The sequence below is a fragment of the Cyclobacterium xiamenense genome, assembly GCF_900109255.1.
Classification (GTDB): domain Bacteria; phylum Bacteroidota; class Bacteroidia; order Cytophagales; family Cyclobacteriaceae; genus Cyclobacterium; species Cyclobacterium xiamenense.
In genome coordinates this window covers 123176-136641 of the sequence record NZ_FNZH01000002.1, presented here as the reverse complement: position 1 = coordinate 136641, position 13466 = coordinate 123176, and the positions used below count along the sequence as shown (strand labels likewise).

Annotated in this window: 11 protein-coding genes; 7 read left to right on the top strand and 4 right to left on the bottom strand. The window is 49.2% G+C overall.

Annotated elements, in window-relative coordinates; all coding sequences use genetic code 11:
* Nucleotides 1-9 precede the first annotated feature (9 nt).
* Both BMW71_RS05365 and BMW71_RS05360 read left to right on the top strand, forming a co-directional pair.
* Nucleotides 10-1110 (top strand): vWA domain-containing protein, encoded by a 1101-nt coding sequence (locus BMW71_RS05365; RefSeq protein WP_092170601.1) that lies wholly within the window; start codon nt 10-12, stop codon nt 1108-1110.
* Between the two features lie 3 nt (nt 1111-1113).
* A complete protein-coding gene (locus BMW71_RS05360; protein ID WP_092170599.1) occupies nt 1114-2646 on the top strand; it encodes a P-loop NTPase family protein in 1533 nt (510 codons plus the stop codon).
* A 111-nt stretch (nt 2647-2757) separates the two neighbouring features.
* On the opposite strand, the gene BMW71_RS05355 is transcribed toward BMW71_RS05360, so the two are convergent.
* The 4 genes from BMW71_RS05355 to BMW71_RS05340 all read right to left on the bottom strand — a co-directional run bounded on the left by BMW71_RS05355 (nt 2758) and on the right by BMW71_RS05340 (nt 7883).
* Nucleotides 2758-3981: a redoxin domain-containing protein gene (locus BMW71_RS05355; RefSeq protein ID WP_092172693.1), complete on the bottom strand. Its 1224-nt coding sequence runs from the start codon at nt 3979-3981 to the stop codon at nt 2758-2760.
* A gap of 154 nt (nt 3982-4135) precedes the next feature.
* Entirely contained in the window at nt 4136-5173 is a 1038-nt protein-coding gene (locus tag BMW71_RS05350; RefSeq protein WP_092170597.1) for an ABC transporter ATP-binding protein, read from the bottom strand.
* Between the two features lie 19 nt (nt 5174-5192).
* A complete protein-coding gene (locus BMW71_RS05345; protein ID WP_244891090.1) occupies nt 5193-6827 on the bottom strand; it encodes an ABC transporter permease in 1635 nt (544 codons plus the stop codon).
* A gap of 24 nt (nt 6828-6851) precedes the next feature.
* Nucleotides 6852-7883, bottom strand: a complete 1032-nt coding sequence (locus BMW71_RS05340) for a Fe(3+) ABC transporter substrate-binding protein (protein WP_092170590.1) — start codon at nt 7881-7883, stop codon at nt 6852-6854.
* A gap of 127 nt (nt 7884-8010) precedes the next feature.
* On the opposite strand from BMW71_RS05340, the gene BMW71_RS05335 reads away from it, so the two are divergent.
* The 5 genes from BMW71_RS05335 to BMW71_RS05315 all read left to right on the top strand — a co-directional run bounded on the left by BMW71_RS05335 (nt 8011) and on the right by BMW71_RS05315 (nt 13446).
* Nucleotides 8011-8946, top strand: a complete 936-nt coding sequence (locus BMW71_RS05335; RefSeq protein ID WP_092170587.1) for a hydrogen peroxide-inducible genes activator — start codon at nt 8011-8013, stop codon at nt 8944-8946.
* A 56-nt stretch (nt 8947-9002) separates the two neighbouring features.
* Nucleotides 9003-10394 carry a dipeptidase gene (locus tag BMW71_RS05330; protein ID WP_092170585.1) on the top strand — a complete coding sequence of 464 codons (1392 nt, stop codon included), beginning with the start codon at nt 9003-9005 and terminating at the stop codon, nt 10392-10394.
* A gap of 102 nt (nt 10395-10496) precedes the next feature.
* Nucleotides 10497-12515 carry a protein-disulfide reductase DsbD family protein gene (locus tag BMW71_RS05325; protein WP_244891089.1) on the top strand — a complete coding sequence of 673 codons (2019 nt, stop codon included), beginning with the start codon at nt 10497-10499 and terminating at the stop codon, nt 12513-12515.
* Between the two features lie 427 nt (nt 12516-12942).
* Nucleotides 12943-13143: a hypothetical protein gene (locus BMW71_RS05320; RefSeq protein ID WP_092172690.1), complete on the top strand. Its 201-nt coding sequence runs from the start codon at nt 12943-12945 to the stop codon at nt 13141-13143.
* 9 nt (nt 13144-13152) lie between these two features.
* Nucleotides 13153-13446 carry a hypothetical protein gene (locus BMW71_RS05315; protein WP_092170579.1) on the top strand — a complete coding sequence of 98 codons (294 nt, stop codon included), beginning with the start codon at nt 13153-13155 and terminating at the stop codon, nt 13444-13446.
* The last annotated feature ends 20 nt before the right edge of the window (nt 13447-13466 follow it).

Here is a 13466-nt window from a genome sequence, read left to right as displayed (position 1 = left end):
TGTACACGTATGAAAGGTTTCAGATTCACCAAGTTTTCACCCCAAAAAGATCCCGACAAAAATACCTTTGAACAGCTACTGGATATATTTCTTCAGTTGGTCACCATGACCGGTGGAGACGTGGCGGAAGCGCTCAGCTGGCTGACCAATCTGGACAAACGGTACCAAATGACCAACCCCGGTTATGGAATCGGTGATTTCATCGAAGATTTGAAAAGTAAAGGGTACCTGGACGAAAAGCAAGGAAAAGGGGAATTCAAAATCACCGGTAAATCCGAACAAACCATACGGAAGAGTGCGCTGGAGGAGATTTTTGGTAAGCTTAAAAAGGGCAAAGGCGGTCAACACAAGACCACGCACACAGGGCCCGGTGAGGAACGGGGTACCGACCGAAGGCCTTTTCAGTTTGGCGACAACCTGGATCAAATTGCGCTTACCGACTCGCTGCGCAATGCGCAGGTAAACCACGGCTTTTCCGGGGATTACCTGCTGACAGAGGATGACCTGGAAGTGGTCGAAAGCGAGGTGCGCACGCAGACCTCCACCGTGTTGATGATCGATATCTCGCATTCCATGATTCTTTACGGAGAAGACCGCATCACGCCGGCCAAAAAAGTGGCCATGGCCCTGGCCGAACTGATCAAAACCCGGTACCCGAAGGATACCTTGGATGTCATCGTTTTTGGAAACGATGCCTGGCAGATCGCGATCAAGGATCTCCCCTACCTGCAGGTAGGGCCGTACCATACCAATACGGTAGCTGGCCTGGAACTGGCTATGGATTTGCTACGGCGGCGCAAAAATCCAAACAAGCAGATTTTTATGATCACCGATGGGAAACCCACCTGCCTCAAAGTGGGCATCAAATACTACAAAAACAGCTTTGGTATCGATAGCAAAATTCTGAAAGAAACCTTAAAACTGGCTGCGCAATGTAGGCGACTGAAAATACCGGTTACTACGTTTATGATTGCTTCCGACCCCTACCTTAAGGAGTTCGTGAAAGAATTTACAACCGTCAATAACGGCAATGCCTATTACAGTAATCTGAAAGGCCTGGGTCATTTGATTTTCGAAGATTACAGGAGAAACCGAACGAAACGCTTTTAACGCATGGAATACGAAAAAATGACCAACAAAGAACGAGTAAAAATACAAACGCTGGGGCAGTTGAAAGCCGTCGGCTATGCCAGCAAATCCATTAAAGAAGAATTAAGACAAAACCTCATCCATAAAATCAAGAACCAGGAAAATGTGTTTGAGGGTATCTGGGGATACGAGGATACCGTGATTCCAGATATCGAACGAGCCATCCTATCAGGACATAACATCAATCTTCTGGGTTTGAGGGGTCAGGCCAAAACACGGATTGCGCGGATGATGACGCTTTTACTGGACGAATACGTACCCGTGGTCAAAGGCTCCGAACTTAACGACGATCCCATGCGGCCGATTTCTTCCTTTGCCCTTGAGTTGATTCGGGAAAAAGGAGACGATACGCCCATTGTCTGGTGGGCCAGGGAAGACCGGTATACCGAGAAGCTGGCAACACCCGACGTGTCCGTGGCCGACCTGATCGGCGATGTGGACCCGATCAAAGCGGCTACCATGAAGTTGTCCTACAACGACGAACGGGTGATCCACTTTGGGCTTGTGCCGCGCTCGCACCGCTCCATTTTTGTTATCAACGAACTTCCGGATTTGCAGGCCAGAATTCAAGTGGCCTTGTTTAATATCCTTCAGGAAGGAGACATCCAAATCCGGGGTTTCAAATTACGGTTGCCTCTTGACATTCAATTTGTCTTTACCGCCAATCCGGAAGATTATACCAACCGGGGTAGCATTGTGACGCCCCTAAAAGACCGGATTGAAAGTCAAATCATCACCCACTATCCGAAAAGCATTGAAATTGGCAGGAAAATAACCGCTCAGGAAGCCAAACTGGCAAACCGCCCGCTGGAAAAAATCCACGTTCCGGAGTTCATGAAGGATCTGATCGAACAAATAGCGGTGGAGGCTCGGGAGAGCGAATACGTAGACGAGAAAAGCGGTGTGTCCGCCAGACTTACCATTTCTGCCTACGAGAATCTGATCTCAGCGGCAGAACGCCGCCTGTACCTCAACAATGAAAACGAAACCATGGTACGGGTAGTGGATCTGATCGGAGTCGTTCCGGCGATTACCGGCAAAGTGGAGCTGGTCTACGAAGGGGAGCAGGAAGGGGCCGGACTGGTGGCCCATAACCTGATAGGGAAGGCCATTCGAAGTTTGTTTACCCGGTATTTTCCTTCCCCGGAACAAAAAAAGAAGGACAAGGAAGGCAATCCCTACGTATTGCCGTTGTCCTGGTTTGGGGAGGGCAACGAGTTAGACCTCCTGGCATCCCACAGCGATAAGGCCTACAAAACGGCCCTACACAACGTGCCCGGTTTGGAAAAAATCGTTACGGAATACGTGAAAGACCTGCCGGAAAAAGAAAAGGAATTCTACATGGAATTTGCTCTGCATGGACTAGCCGAGTACAGTCAGTTAAGCAAAAAATTGCTGGATACCGGCATGCAATTTAAGGACTTGTTTAGTAGCATGTTTGATCTGGGGAACCCCGGAATGGATGACGATGACGAGGAGGAAAATCCCTTTGAATAAAAGGTCTGCCCCGCTGCTCTGGTAGTCAAAACGGGTTCTCCCATTACTTACCTTACCCTTCCTTTCGGATCCTTTGGGATCGGCGGGACGGGTATTTTTATTTTCAAAAAGCTAATAGTACCGACCGATCATGGGGTGGTCGACGATGGTTTTTTTTAGTGCCAGCGGATCGATGGTACCGGGCACCTTGTAATGCACCTTTCCTCCAGGTTCGATCAACAAGGTCAATGGCAGGCTGCCGTCCCAATCGTTCTTTACCACGTCGATGATCGCGTACTTGTCTTCGGTATCCACCAGGTAATTGGTGGTGGCGGAGTACTTTTTCTGAAGAAACTTGAGCGCTTTATCCGCCGATCCGGGATCGTCCAGGCTGACGGAGACGAATTCAAAATCCCGGTCCCCATACATGCGTTGGATTTCGATGAATTCGGGATACTCCACAATGCAGGGACCGCACCAGGTGGCCCAGAAATTCACCAGTCGTAGCTGATCGCTGTCATTTTTCAGCAGCTGATCCAGTTCGTCCAGGTCAATTTTGCTTAGGTCGACCGGCTTTTTCTTCCAGTCTTCGTTTACCTTGAGGGTGTATTCATTTTTCCAACCCCATTTGATGGAGCAGCCAAAAGCGGGTGTGGTGGCCCGGTCGGAAGCCAGTGCTTCTCCCCGTAGTGTCGTTTCTATGGCATGTATGGCATCGTCTGCTTCCCCGGTTCCCGGTTTTTCAGAGGCATCGATTCTTCCCTGATAGGTGAGTTTCCGGTTTTTGTCGAAGACAAAAATATGTGGCGTAGCCGTAGGGCCGTAGGCGGTGGAAAATTCATGCACGTCCCCATCGTACAAATAAGGGAAGTTAAAATTCATTTCCTGTGCACGAATCTTCATGCTTTCGAAGTCATCGTTCAGATCGGTATAGCCCAACTCTTCGGGGAGTACAGCGATGGGAGAATTGGGAGAGATGGCAATGAATTGGACCCCCTTTGGGCTGTAGGCGGTAGCCAGATCGATGAATCGCTGTTCGTAAGCCTGGGCAGTGGGGCAATGATTGCAGGTAAAATTGATGACCAATACTTCTTTATCGGCGAAATCGGAAAGTTCATGGTAGTTTCCGTCCACACCGGGCAGGCGGAAATCTGGTGCGGGATCACCGATGGCTAGGGTTTGGACGGGTTTTTCGTCCACCGCTTGAGGTTTGGGCGTAAAGAATGCTTCGGAGGTCTCAGAAGGCTTTTCCTGGGAATCCTGCTGGGGTGCCCCGCAGGCATGCAGGAGGACGATGGCGAATGCTACCAAAAAGCAGGCTCCGGATGGAATCGTAATGACGTCTAGGCGATTCATATCGGTAAGGGTTTCATGTACGGGCAATGGACGTGTAAGAAAACGACTCGTCGTCCGGTATTAAATATACAGAATAAAAACGATCGGATGAAACTAGATCGCGGGTAAAAAATGGGCCTCGCCGATCCAGAGACTTACGCGGCGGACTTGTGATTTAAAAGGCCTCTTCGACTTTAAACGAACGAATGGTAAAAAAAACTTCGCTTCCCTCAACGAAATAGCGCGTAGGACTTGCACGCACGTAGATGGATTTTCCGGATTCGTCAGCCAGCAGGACCATCTGGTGATCGCCGAAATAGGCGCATTGTCTTACGGTACCGATCAGGGCCTGTTTCAGGCTTTTCTTAATTTTTATTTCCTCGGGGCGGAAAAGAAGCTTGACGCTGTTGCGGAAATTGCGGGATCGCTCGTCTGCGATAAAGCCGAAGGAGGTATAAAAACCGTCTTCCGTAGCGGTAGCGATGACCTGGTTTCTTCTACCAAAAAAGTTGGCCACGTAGGGATTAGCGGGGTTTTCGTAGAGATTTTTGGGGCTGTCCAACTGTTGGAGATAGCCTTTGTGGAGGATGGCTACCCGGTCTGCGGTGGAAAGAGCATCGCGGGTGTCATGGGTTACAAATATCGCGGTAACCCCCGTTCGTTTAATGATTTGCCGAATTTCCTCCCGTACCTGATCCTTCAACATGGCGTCCAGATTGCTGAACGGTTCGTCCATAAGCAGAATGGATGGGTTGGGGGCAATGGCTCTCGCCAGGGCTACGCGTTGCTGTTGTCCTCCAGAAAGTTGATGGGGGTATTTGGAATAATTTTCCTTCAGTCCTACCAGTTGCAGGGTTTTCCTGGCAATTTCCGCGGGGTCTCCCTGCGTCTTCCGCACGCCGAATTGTACATTTTCAAGCAGATTCAGGTGGGGAAAGAGGGCATAATCCTGAAACACCATGCCCACGTTTCGTTCGTTTGCTGGTACGGAGCGATTGCCGGAGACCAGGGTATTTGCTGACAATACAATGGTTCCGGCGTCCGGGTGCTCCAATCCTGAAATCAGCCGCAGCAAGGTAGTTTTACCGGATCCACTTTCGCCCACAAGGGCCAGAATTTCACCTTTTCGTACACCAAAGGAAATATCCTTTACCGCATAGTCTTCAGAAGCCGAATATTTTTTATCGATTCCTTGCAGCCTGAGTATGTTCATTCAAAAATTTCTGAGTATGCTATAGGTTTACCCTGCGGATCATCCTGTTTAGAAAAACGATGGGTATTATTCCCGTAAGGATAATGATCAGGGAGGCATTGGCCGATTCGGCTATCATTTCGTTGGTGGCCATGTCAAATGCTTTGGTGGCCAGGGTTTGATAGTTAAACGGACGAAGGATCAAAGTTAAGGGTAATTCTTTTAAAACATCGACAAACACCAGTAATATACCACTCAAAAATCCTGCCCGGATCAGCGGCAAATCGATTTTCCACAAAGTCTTCCAGCTATTTTTCCCCAGAAGCCGACTGGCCTCGTTTACATGTATGCCAATCTTCTGAAACCCGGCATCTATCGGGTGGTAGCCCACCGCCAGAAAGCGGACCATATAGGCAAAAATCAGGGCGTAGACTGTACCGGAAAGGACTATTCCAATAGCGCCAGCGGGCAGGCTTTCCCGCAACCAGCGATCCAGGCCCAAAACCGGTATCATGATGCCCACGGCGATGACCGCACCTGGGATTGCGTATCCTAGCGTTGCAATTCGGCTAACGTTTTTTAGCCACTTAAAGGGACTCAATCGCAGGCTATATACTAGCGTAACCGATACCACCGCCACCAAAGCACCGGTGCCGGCAGCCAGGCCAAACGTGCGCAAGATCAAAAAGAAAAACGCTTCATCCATCGTTTTTTGGTAAGTCAGGCCAACCCAATGCAAGATCTGTAAAAAAGGGGCAACGAAGCTCAGGAAAAACAACAGGGAACAGCTTAGGGTCAACATCCAACTTTTCCGGGCGGACAAGCGGCGCTTGACAAGCGGTTTGGAGACGGATTTGTTGGAGGCAAAGCGACGGTGCCCACGCTGCACACTTTCCAGCAGCAATATTCCAAAAACGAAAAGCATGAGGATAGCGGCCAGGTAAATGGCCGTAGTCACATCCCCCAAGGAAAACCAGGAACGGAATATTCCCGTGGTAAACGTGCTGACCCCAAAATATTTTACCGTGCCATAGTCATTCAGCACTTCCATGGAGGCCAGGGCAATACCTCCCACGATCGCCGGCCGCGCCATGGGCAGGGCAATTCGACGAAAGGTGTACCAATCGTTTCTTCCCAAAAGTGCCGAAGCCTCCTGCAAGGTGCGGGATTGTTGAAGAAAGGAAGCCCGGGATAGCAGATAAACGTAGGGAAAAAGGGTAATGGATAAAATAAACACGGCACCAGGCAGGTTCATGATGTCCACAATGCTTCCCACTACCTGAATGTCCAGGGTATTCCGCAAAAATGCCTGCAGGGGACCTGAATAATCCAGCATGCCCGTATAGGTATAGGCCATGATATAACCCGGGAAGCCCAGCGGCAAAATTAGCAGCCATTCGAAATACCTTCTACCCGGAAATCGGTAGTTGCTCACCATCCATGCGGTGGATACGCCGAGTAAAAACGTGAAGAACGCAACGCCAAGTAAAAGAAAGAGCGTATTTGTAAAATACCCAATCAGCAGGGTATCCCGTAGGTGCGTCCAGCTCTCTCCGGGAGCGTCAAGTAGTTTAAATAGGATCGTAAATATCGGGGTAGCAATCAACAGCAGGACCAGCACAGTGCCGGTCATCCAATTGTTCCACCAATACATTCGTAGTCTAGCAACTTCCAATTTCCGATCCTTCTTTTCGCTTACTTATTTCCAGCCTACCTCATCAAAAATCATTACCGCCCGGCTGTTGTTTTCTCCCAGCAGCGAAAGATTGATGGAATCGGCCTTAAACGTTCCCCAGCTTTGAAGCAACTCGGATGGCCTTACGTTCGGATTTACCGGATACTCGTAATTCACATTGGCCAGCACTTGCTGTGCCTCCTCCCGGGATAAAAACTCGATCAGGCGAACCGCATTTTCTTTATTGGGAGCATGACGGGTGACGCCGGCGCCCGAGATGTTGATGTGGGTTCCGCGGTCGTTTTGATTGGGAAAAAAGATGCCCACTTGCTCGGCCGCTTTTACCGTTTCCGGATTGGAATCCTGCAGCATGATTCCGATATAATAGCTGTTAACTATGGCTACATCGCCCTCCCCGGATGCAACGGCTTTCACCTGATCCCGGTCGCTGCCCTTGGGATCCCTGGCCATGTTGGCCAAAAGGGCGGCTGCCCATTCCTGCGCTTTATCGGGCCCATGTGCCACAATAATCGAGGCCAAAAGGGACTGGTTGTAAATATTTTCGGAAGAACGTATGAGCACCCTTCCGGCCCATTGCGGTTCGGTCAGGCTTTCGTAGGAGTCCAACGATTCGGGTGTGACCCGCTCCTTGTGGTAGGCGAGTATACGCGCCCGGTACGTCATGCCAAACCATAATCCTTCAGGATTCCGGAATTTCGCAGGAATGTTTTCATCCAATACTTCGGAAGAAATTGGCTGAAATAAGCCCTTCTCCTGTGCCCGGTGTAGCCGACCTGCGTCTACGGTGATCAATACATCTGCTGGGGATCCTTCGCCTTCCAGCTCCAGCTTTTGAATCAGTTCGTCTGCACTGGCACTTACCACATTTACTTGGATGCCGGTTTCCTCTGTAAAGGCGTCGAACAGCTGCTGGTCGGCATCGTAATGCCGGTGGGTATAGACATTGACTACTTCCTGGTCTGTTGGCTTTTGGCTACAGGAGAAAGACGCTGCAAAAAGGAGAGAAAATAGAAAAAGGGATTGAATTCGTTTCATAACTCGGTTGGTTTGCGCACAAAATTAGGTATTATTTATATCAAATCTAAATAAAAAGAAAAAGATTTTTATATTTGCAACACTGCTTAAACAGGGAGGCAACTCCATACCCTTTACTCCTGGTACTATGACCATTCAACAACTGGAATACATCCTGGCCGTAGACAAGTTACGCCATTTTGGGCAGGCTGCAGAAGCTTGTTTTGTCACCCAGCCTACATTGAGTGCTCAGGTCAGTAAACTGGAGAAAGAATTGGGAGTCATCCTTTTTGACCGGTCAAAAATGCCCGTGATTCCTACCGAAATTGGCGAGCGAATCATTGCTCAGGCAAAGAAGGTGGTTTCAGAAAGCAAAGGTATTTTCGAGTTGGTGGCGCAGATGAAAGGAGATGTGAGCGGCCTGATAAAAATGGGGGTAATTCCCACGCTTGCGCCCTATTTGCTGCCGCTTTTTATCCAAAACTTTATTCAGAAATATCCCCGGGTGCAATTGCAGGTACAGGAGATGGTGACCGAGGACATTTTAAAGAAGCTAAAAAACGACGAGTTGGATATTGGCCTGGTGGTAACCCCGCTACACGAGGCAGGTATTCTGGAAAGACCCATTTTTTACGAGAAGTTTTTTGCTTACCTGTCTACGAATCACCCGCTTCTCCGGCAAGCACAAGTGGGTGCGGAGGAAATCCTATCCGAAGACCTATGGGTGTTGCAGCAAGGCCACTGCTTTCGGGATCAGGTGCTCAATCTTTGTGACCAAAACAAGTTTCAGCGGATGAATTTTCATTACGAAAGCGGTTCTTTGGAAGGCTTGAAAAACATGGTAAACCGGTACAAAGGAATTACGCTTCTGCCGGAACTGGCCACGGAGAGTTTGAATGACGACGAAAAAAAACGCCTGAGGCCCTTTCGGGGAGAGGCGCCAATTCGCGAAGTCAGCATCATATTGACCCGGAGCTTTTTAAAGCAAAAGCTGGTGTCCCTACTTTTTGACGAAATACGCAACGTGATACCGGCGCACATGCTTTCCAACAAGGAAGGAAGGTTGGTAAGTTTTAAATTATAAGGGAAAATCCTTTAAAAAGCATTAATTTCGATCTTGAAATCAAGAACGAAAAACACATGTCCATTCAGCGTTACATAGCAGCAAATTCTCCTCGTTTTTTAGATGAATTGGTAGACTTACTGAAAATCCCATCTGTCAGTGCAGACCCGGCCTATGGGGAAGAAGTGGTAAAAGCCGCGGAATATGTCAAAGAGAAGTTAATTGCCTCCGGGGTAGATACGGCGGAGATTTGTGAAACTGCTGGCTTCCCCATTGTCTACGGGGAAAAAATCGTGGATCCGGCAGCTCCTACCATCCTGGTATACGGGCATTACGATGTGCAGCCGGCCGATCCCCTGGAGTTGTGGGAGTCCCCTCCCTTCGAGCCGGTAATCAAGAAGACCGAACTTCACCCCGAGGGTGCCATTTTTGCCCGGGGTTCGGCAGATGACAAGGGGCAGTTTTACATGCACGTGAAGGCATTCGAAGCCATGTTAGCTGAAGGCTTGCTGCATTGCAATGTAAAATTTATGATCGAGGGAGAGGAGGAAGTTGGCTCTGAAAACCTGGACCACTTCGTTCAGCAAAACCAGGAAAAACTAAAGGCAGACGTGGTATTGATTTCCGATACCTCCATGATCTCGCTGGAACACCCCTCTGTTACGGTGGGTTTACGCGGATTGGCCTACATGCAGGTGGAAGTAACGGGACCAAACAAGGACTTGCACAGCGGCACCTTTGGAGGATCGGTAGCGAATCCGATCAATGTGCTGTGTAAACTAATTGCTTCCCTTCACGACGAAGATAACCGTATCACCATCCCGGGCTTTTACGACCAAGTGCAGGAATACGATGCGGAATACCGGAAGCAATTGAATAAGGCACCGTTTGACCTGGACGAGTTCAAGCGAAAACTGGACGTGGAGGAAACCTACGGCGAGAAGGGGTACAGCACCATTGAGCGGGTGGGTATCCGGCCTACGCTGGATGTGAACGGGATTTGGGGCGGCTATATCGGGGAGGGAGCAAAGACCGTCTTGCCCTCCAAAGCCTTTGCAAAGATATCCATGCGCCTGGTGCCGGATCAGGATCACAAAAACATCGCGCGGCTGTTCGAGGAGCACTTCCTAAAAATCGCCCCCCCAGCGGTGAAAGTCAAGGTGGTACCGCACCACGGCGGACAAGCCGCCGTGGTACCGACCGATTCCATCGGATACAAGGCGGCAGAGGCAGCCATTCAGGAAGCGTTCGGGAAAAAGGCCATCCCAACCAGGGAAGGCGGATCCATTCCCATCACGGCGTTGTTTCAAAAAGTCCTGGGGCTGGACCCGATTTTACTCGGTTTCGGACTGGATACGGATGCCATCCATTCGCCCAATGAGCATTACGGGGTGGCCAACTACCTAAAAGGCATCGAGACCATCGCCCTGTTTTTTAAACATTTCCATCAACTGTCCCGGGAGGCGTAGCACGAAGACCCAATTCGCCTTGCACAGGAACTAATCCAGCGGCTTTTTAATTAATAGAAGCAATGGTTTGATTCCTGATTCGATCAACGGTTAATGAGTTTTATGAAGGCACCCTATTTAGTATCCCTTGTTTTTTTGTTTGCCTGCGTTTCGGCCCTCCACGCACAGGTTATTTCTCCCCCCAAGTGGGACATACAGTTGGATAATCCGGAGGCCGAAGTAGGCGAGGAAGTGACGCTGGTTTTCAAAGCGGACATACCCCTCAACTGGTACATCTATTCCAACGACTTTGATCCGGAATTGGGACCCTTGCTTACCGAAATCGTTTGGGAGGAACAACGTGGTTTTCGTCCTGTGGGTCCACTGAAAGCGATCGACCCGAAAACCAAATACGAGGAAGTATGGGAAGGAGACGTTACCTATTTTGTCAGGGAGGGCGAATTCAGGCAAAACTTGCTGATCGAGGAGGAAGCGACACTGATACAGGGCACCGTGGAATACCAAATGTGTTCCGATATTACCAACCAATGCATCAATTACCAGGAAGATTTCTCGATCTCACTGGGCGGCGCAGGAAGTGCTGCTTCCACATCAGAAGCCGCTGACGCGGATCTTTTTTCCCAGCAGGAAGGCGGGAGCCAAGAAGGGGAACCCGCAGAAATCTCCCTGGAGCAGCCCGAATCCTCCCTGCTCGGCTTTATGCTAATTGCCTTCCTGGCAGGATTGGCTGCCCTGCTGACTCCTTGTGTATTTCCAATGATCCCGATGACGGTGACTTTTTTTACCGGCAGGGCGCATTCCAAATTTCAGGGCTTTCGAAATGCCTTTCTTTATGGCTTTTCCATCATCGCCATTTACACCATCGCCGGAACGATCGTTGCGGCACTGCAGGGGCCGGAGTTTGCCAACTGGCTTTCCACCCATTGGCTACCCAACGTGTTCTTTTTTGCCGTTTTTATTTTCTTCGCCCTGGCTTTTCTGGGCTTGTTCGAAATCACCCTTCCTTCGGGTCTGGTGAATAAAATCGATGCCAAAGCGGATAAGGGGGGAATGGCCGGTATTTTCTTTATGGCCTTTACCCTGGTATTGGTTTCCTTTTCCTGCACGGGTCCGATCGTTGGGTCCATCTTGATCAGTTCTGCCGGTGGAGCCCTCTTAAAGCCCATTTTGGGAATGTTCGCCTTTTCTTTGGCCTTCGCCCTCCCGTTTACCCTGTTTGCGATTTTTCCTGAATGGTTGAATTCGCTGCCAAAGTCCGGTGGTTGGCTCAATTCCGTAAAGGTGGTACTGGGCTTTTTGGAACTGGCACTGGCCTTCAAGTTTTTGAGCATTGCCGATCAGGTGTACCATTGGGGCATACTGGACCGGGAGATTTACCTGGCCATTTGGATTGTCATTTTCGCCCTGTTGGGGCTCTACCTGCTTGGAAAATTGCGGCTTCCGCACGACAGCCCGCTGGACTACCTGGGTGTACCCCGATTGATGCTGGCCATGACCACTTTTGTCTTTGTGGTGTACATGATCCCAGGCATGTGGGGAGCGCCGCTTAAAGCGCTGAGTGGCTACCTGCCGCCTTTGTCTACCCACGATTTTGATTTAATCAAAATCAGTCGGGAAAATGCCTCCGCGGCGGATCAGGAATTGGATGAGGTGCCTAAGTACGCCGATTTTCTTCATTTCCCGCACGGTATTCAGGGTTATTTTGACTACCAACAGGCACTGTCTGCCGCCAAAAGGCAAGACAAGCCCTTGTTTATCGATTTTACGGGGCATGGGTGTGTCAATTGCCGGGAAATGGAAGCCCGGGTATGGTCTGATCCTCGGGTGCTGAAACGGTTAAAAGAGGATTTTGTAATGGTGGCCCTGTACATCGACGAACGCTACACACTGCCTGAGTCCGAATGGTACATTTCCACGTACGACAACAAAGAAAAAACCACGATCGGCAAGCAGAATGCCGATTTTCAGATTACGCGTTTCAACAACAATGCCCAGCCCTATTACGTGATTTTGGACCAGGAGGAGGAATTGCTCGCGAGTCCCATTGGCTACGAAACCGACATTCAGGCCTTTATCGAATTTTTGGATGGCGCCAAAGAAGAATATGCCAGGAGGCAGTAAGTGAGGAGCAGTAGCAGTTGGGCTACATTGACCCGGGGAATGGAAAAAACTCCAATGCGGTATCTTGTATCTTTTTTCGAAAAGGTAGCTATCACGGGTAAGGTGTCCTTCGTTGCTGTGGTTTTGGTCCGCAGGCTAATCAGAACCGAGTTGTTTGTTTTGAATCGCTTCGATGCGGGTGTTAGTCACCAACCACTGGTTTTGGAGGCATGAACTAATCCGGCGCTTTTCCGGGAAGGGTTTCAATCTTTCCTGGTTGGACGTTGTCTAACGCTGTTTTCAGGCCTTTTACGAGCTAGGCTGAGTGAGCTTGAGGAAGCGTCTTGCCAGAAAATCAGTTTTGAATCATTCCGCTTATTTTTATTACAAAATATCCAAACAATTGCCGATAATTTGGGTTTTGTAGATGAATTAAATGACAAAACCAATGAGTACTGAGACAACCAATCAAGAAACATGGCCAGATTTAGCAATAGGCCTTTACGATAAGCTGACCGGCAGAAATGCCAGAATTAATTATGATTTTAAGGAATTTGTCATCGGAGTACCAAAAAGAGTAGGTTCCGGGGAAAAGACGGAGTGGACGCTAAATGGGCAATTGAGCATCACCACATCCGAAGGTAAATAGACCTACCTGATGAAAAAAGTCGTCGTAAAAGCAGATTTATCTCTGGTAAGTAACGCCCATCGGATTACCGTCAGTAACAATGGTAACCAGTTGTTGGTAGATATCATTGGTAAATCTGCTTTCCATTTGCCCTACCGACAGTGGCGAGATACCTACAAGTTTCGGAAGCGGGCAGTTTATCTGGATCAGGAAATACAAATCAGACGAAACCACAGTGACTTGTTGAAAGTAACAAATGGAAACATTAAGATTGATAGTTACCTGGGTGTTTTCAAACTCCTGATCAGGTCCCTATTCGCTTAGCTTTTTTCAACCCGAATTTA

Excerpts from the sequence above, each read along its gene's own strand:
- BMW71_RS05365 (WP_092170601.1), top strand. The coding sequence starts at position 10 with ATGAAAGGTTTCAGATTCACCAAGTTTTCACCCCAAAAAGATCCCGAC.
- BMW71_RS05360 (WP_092170599.1), top strand. The coding sequence starts at position 1,114 with ATGGAATACGAAAAAATGACCAACAAAGAACGAGTAAAAATACAAACG.
- BMW71_RS05355 (WP_092172693.1), bottom strand. The coding sequence starts at position 3,981 with ATGAATCGCCTAGACGTCATTACGATTCCATCCGGAGCCTGCTTTTTG.
- BMW71_RS05350 (WP_092170597.1), bottom strand. The coding sequence starts at position 5,173 with ATGAACATACTCAGGCTGCAAGGAATCGATAAAAAATATTCGGCTTCT.
- BMW71_RS05340 (WP_092170590.1), bottom strand. The coding sequence starts at position 7,883 with ATGAAACGAATTCAATCCCTTTTTCTATTTTCTCTCCTTTTTGCAGCG.
- BMW71_RS05335 (WP_092170587.1), top strand. The coding sequence starts at position 8,011 with ATGACCATTCAACAACTGGAATACATCCTGGCCGTAGACAAGTTACGC.
- BMW71_RS05330 (WP_092170585.1), top strand. The coding sequence starts at position 9,003 with ATGTCCATTCAGCGTTACATAGCAGCAAATTCTCCTCGTTTTTTAGAT.
- BMW71_RS05325 (WP_244891089.1), top strand. The coding sequence starts at position 10,497 with ATGAAGGCACCCTATTTAGTATCCCTTGTTTTTTTGTTTGCCTGCGTT.
- BMW71_RS05320 (WP_092172690.1), top strand. The coding sequence starts at position 12,943 with ATGAGTACTGAGACAACCAATCAAGAAACATGGCCAGATTTAGCAATA.
- BMW71_RS05315 (WP_092170579.1), top strand. The coding sequence starts at position 13,153 with ATGAAAAAAGTCGTCGTAAAAGCAGATTTATCTCTGGTAAGTAACGCC.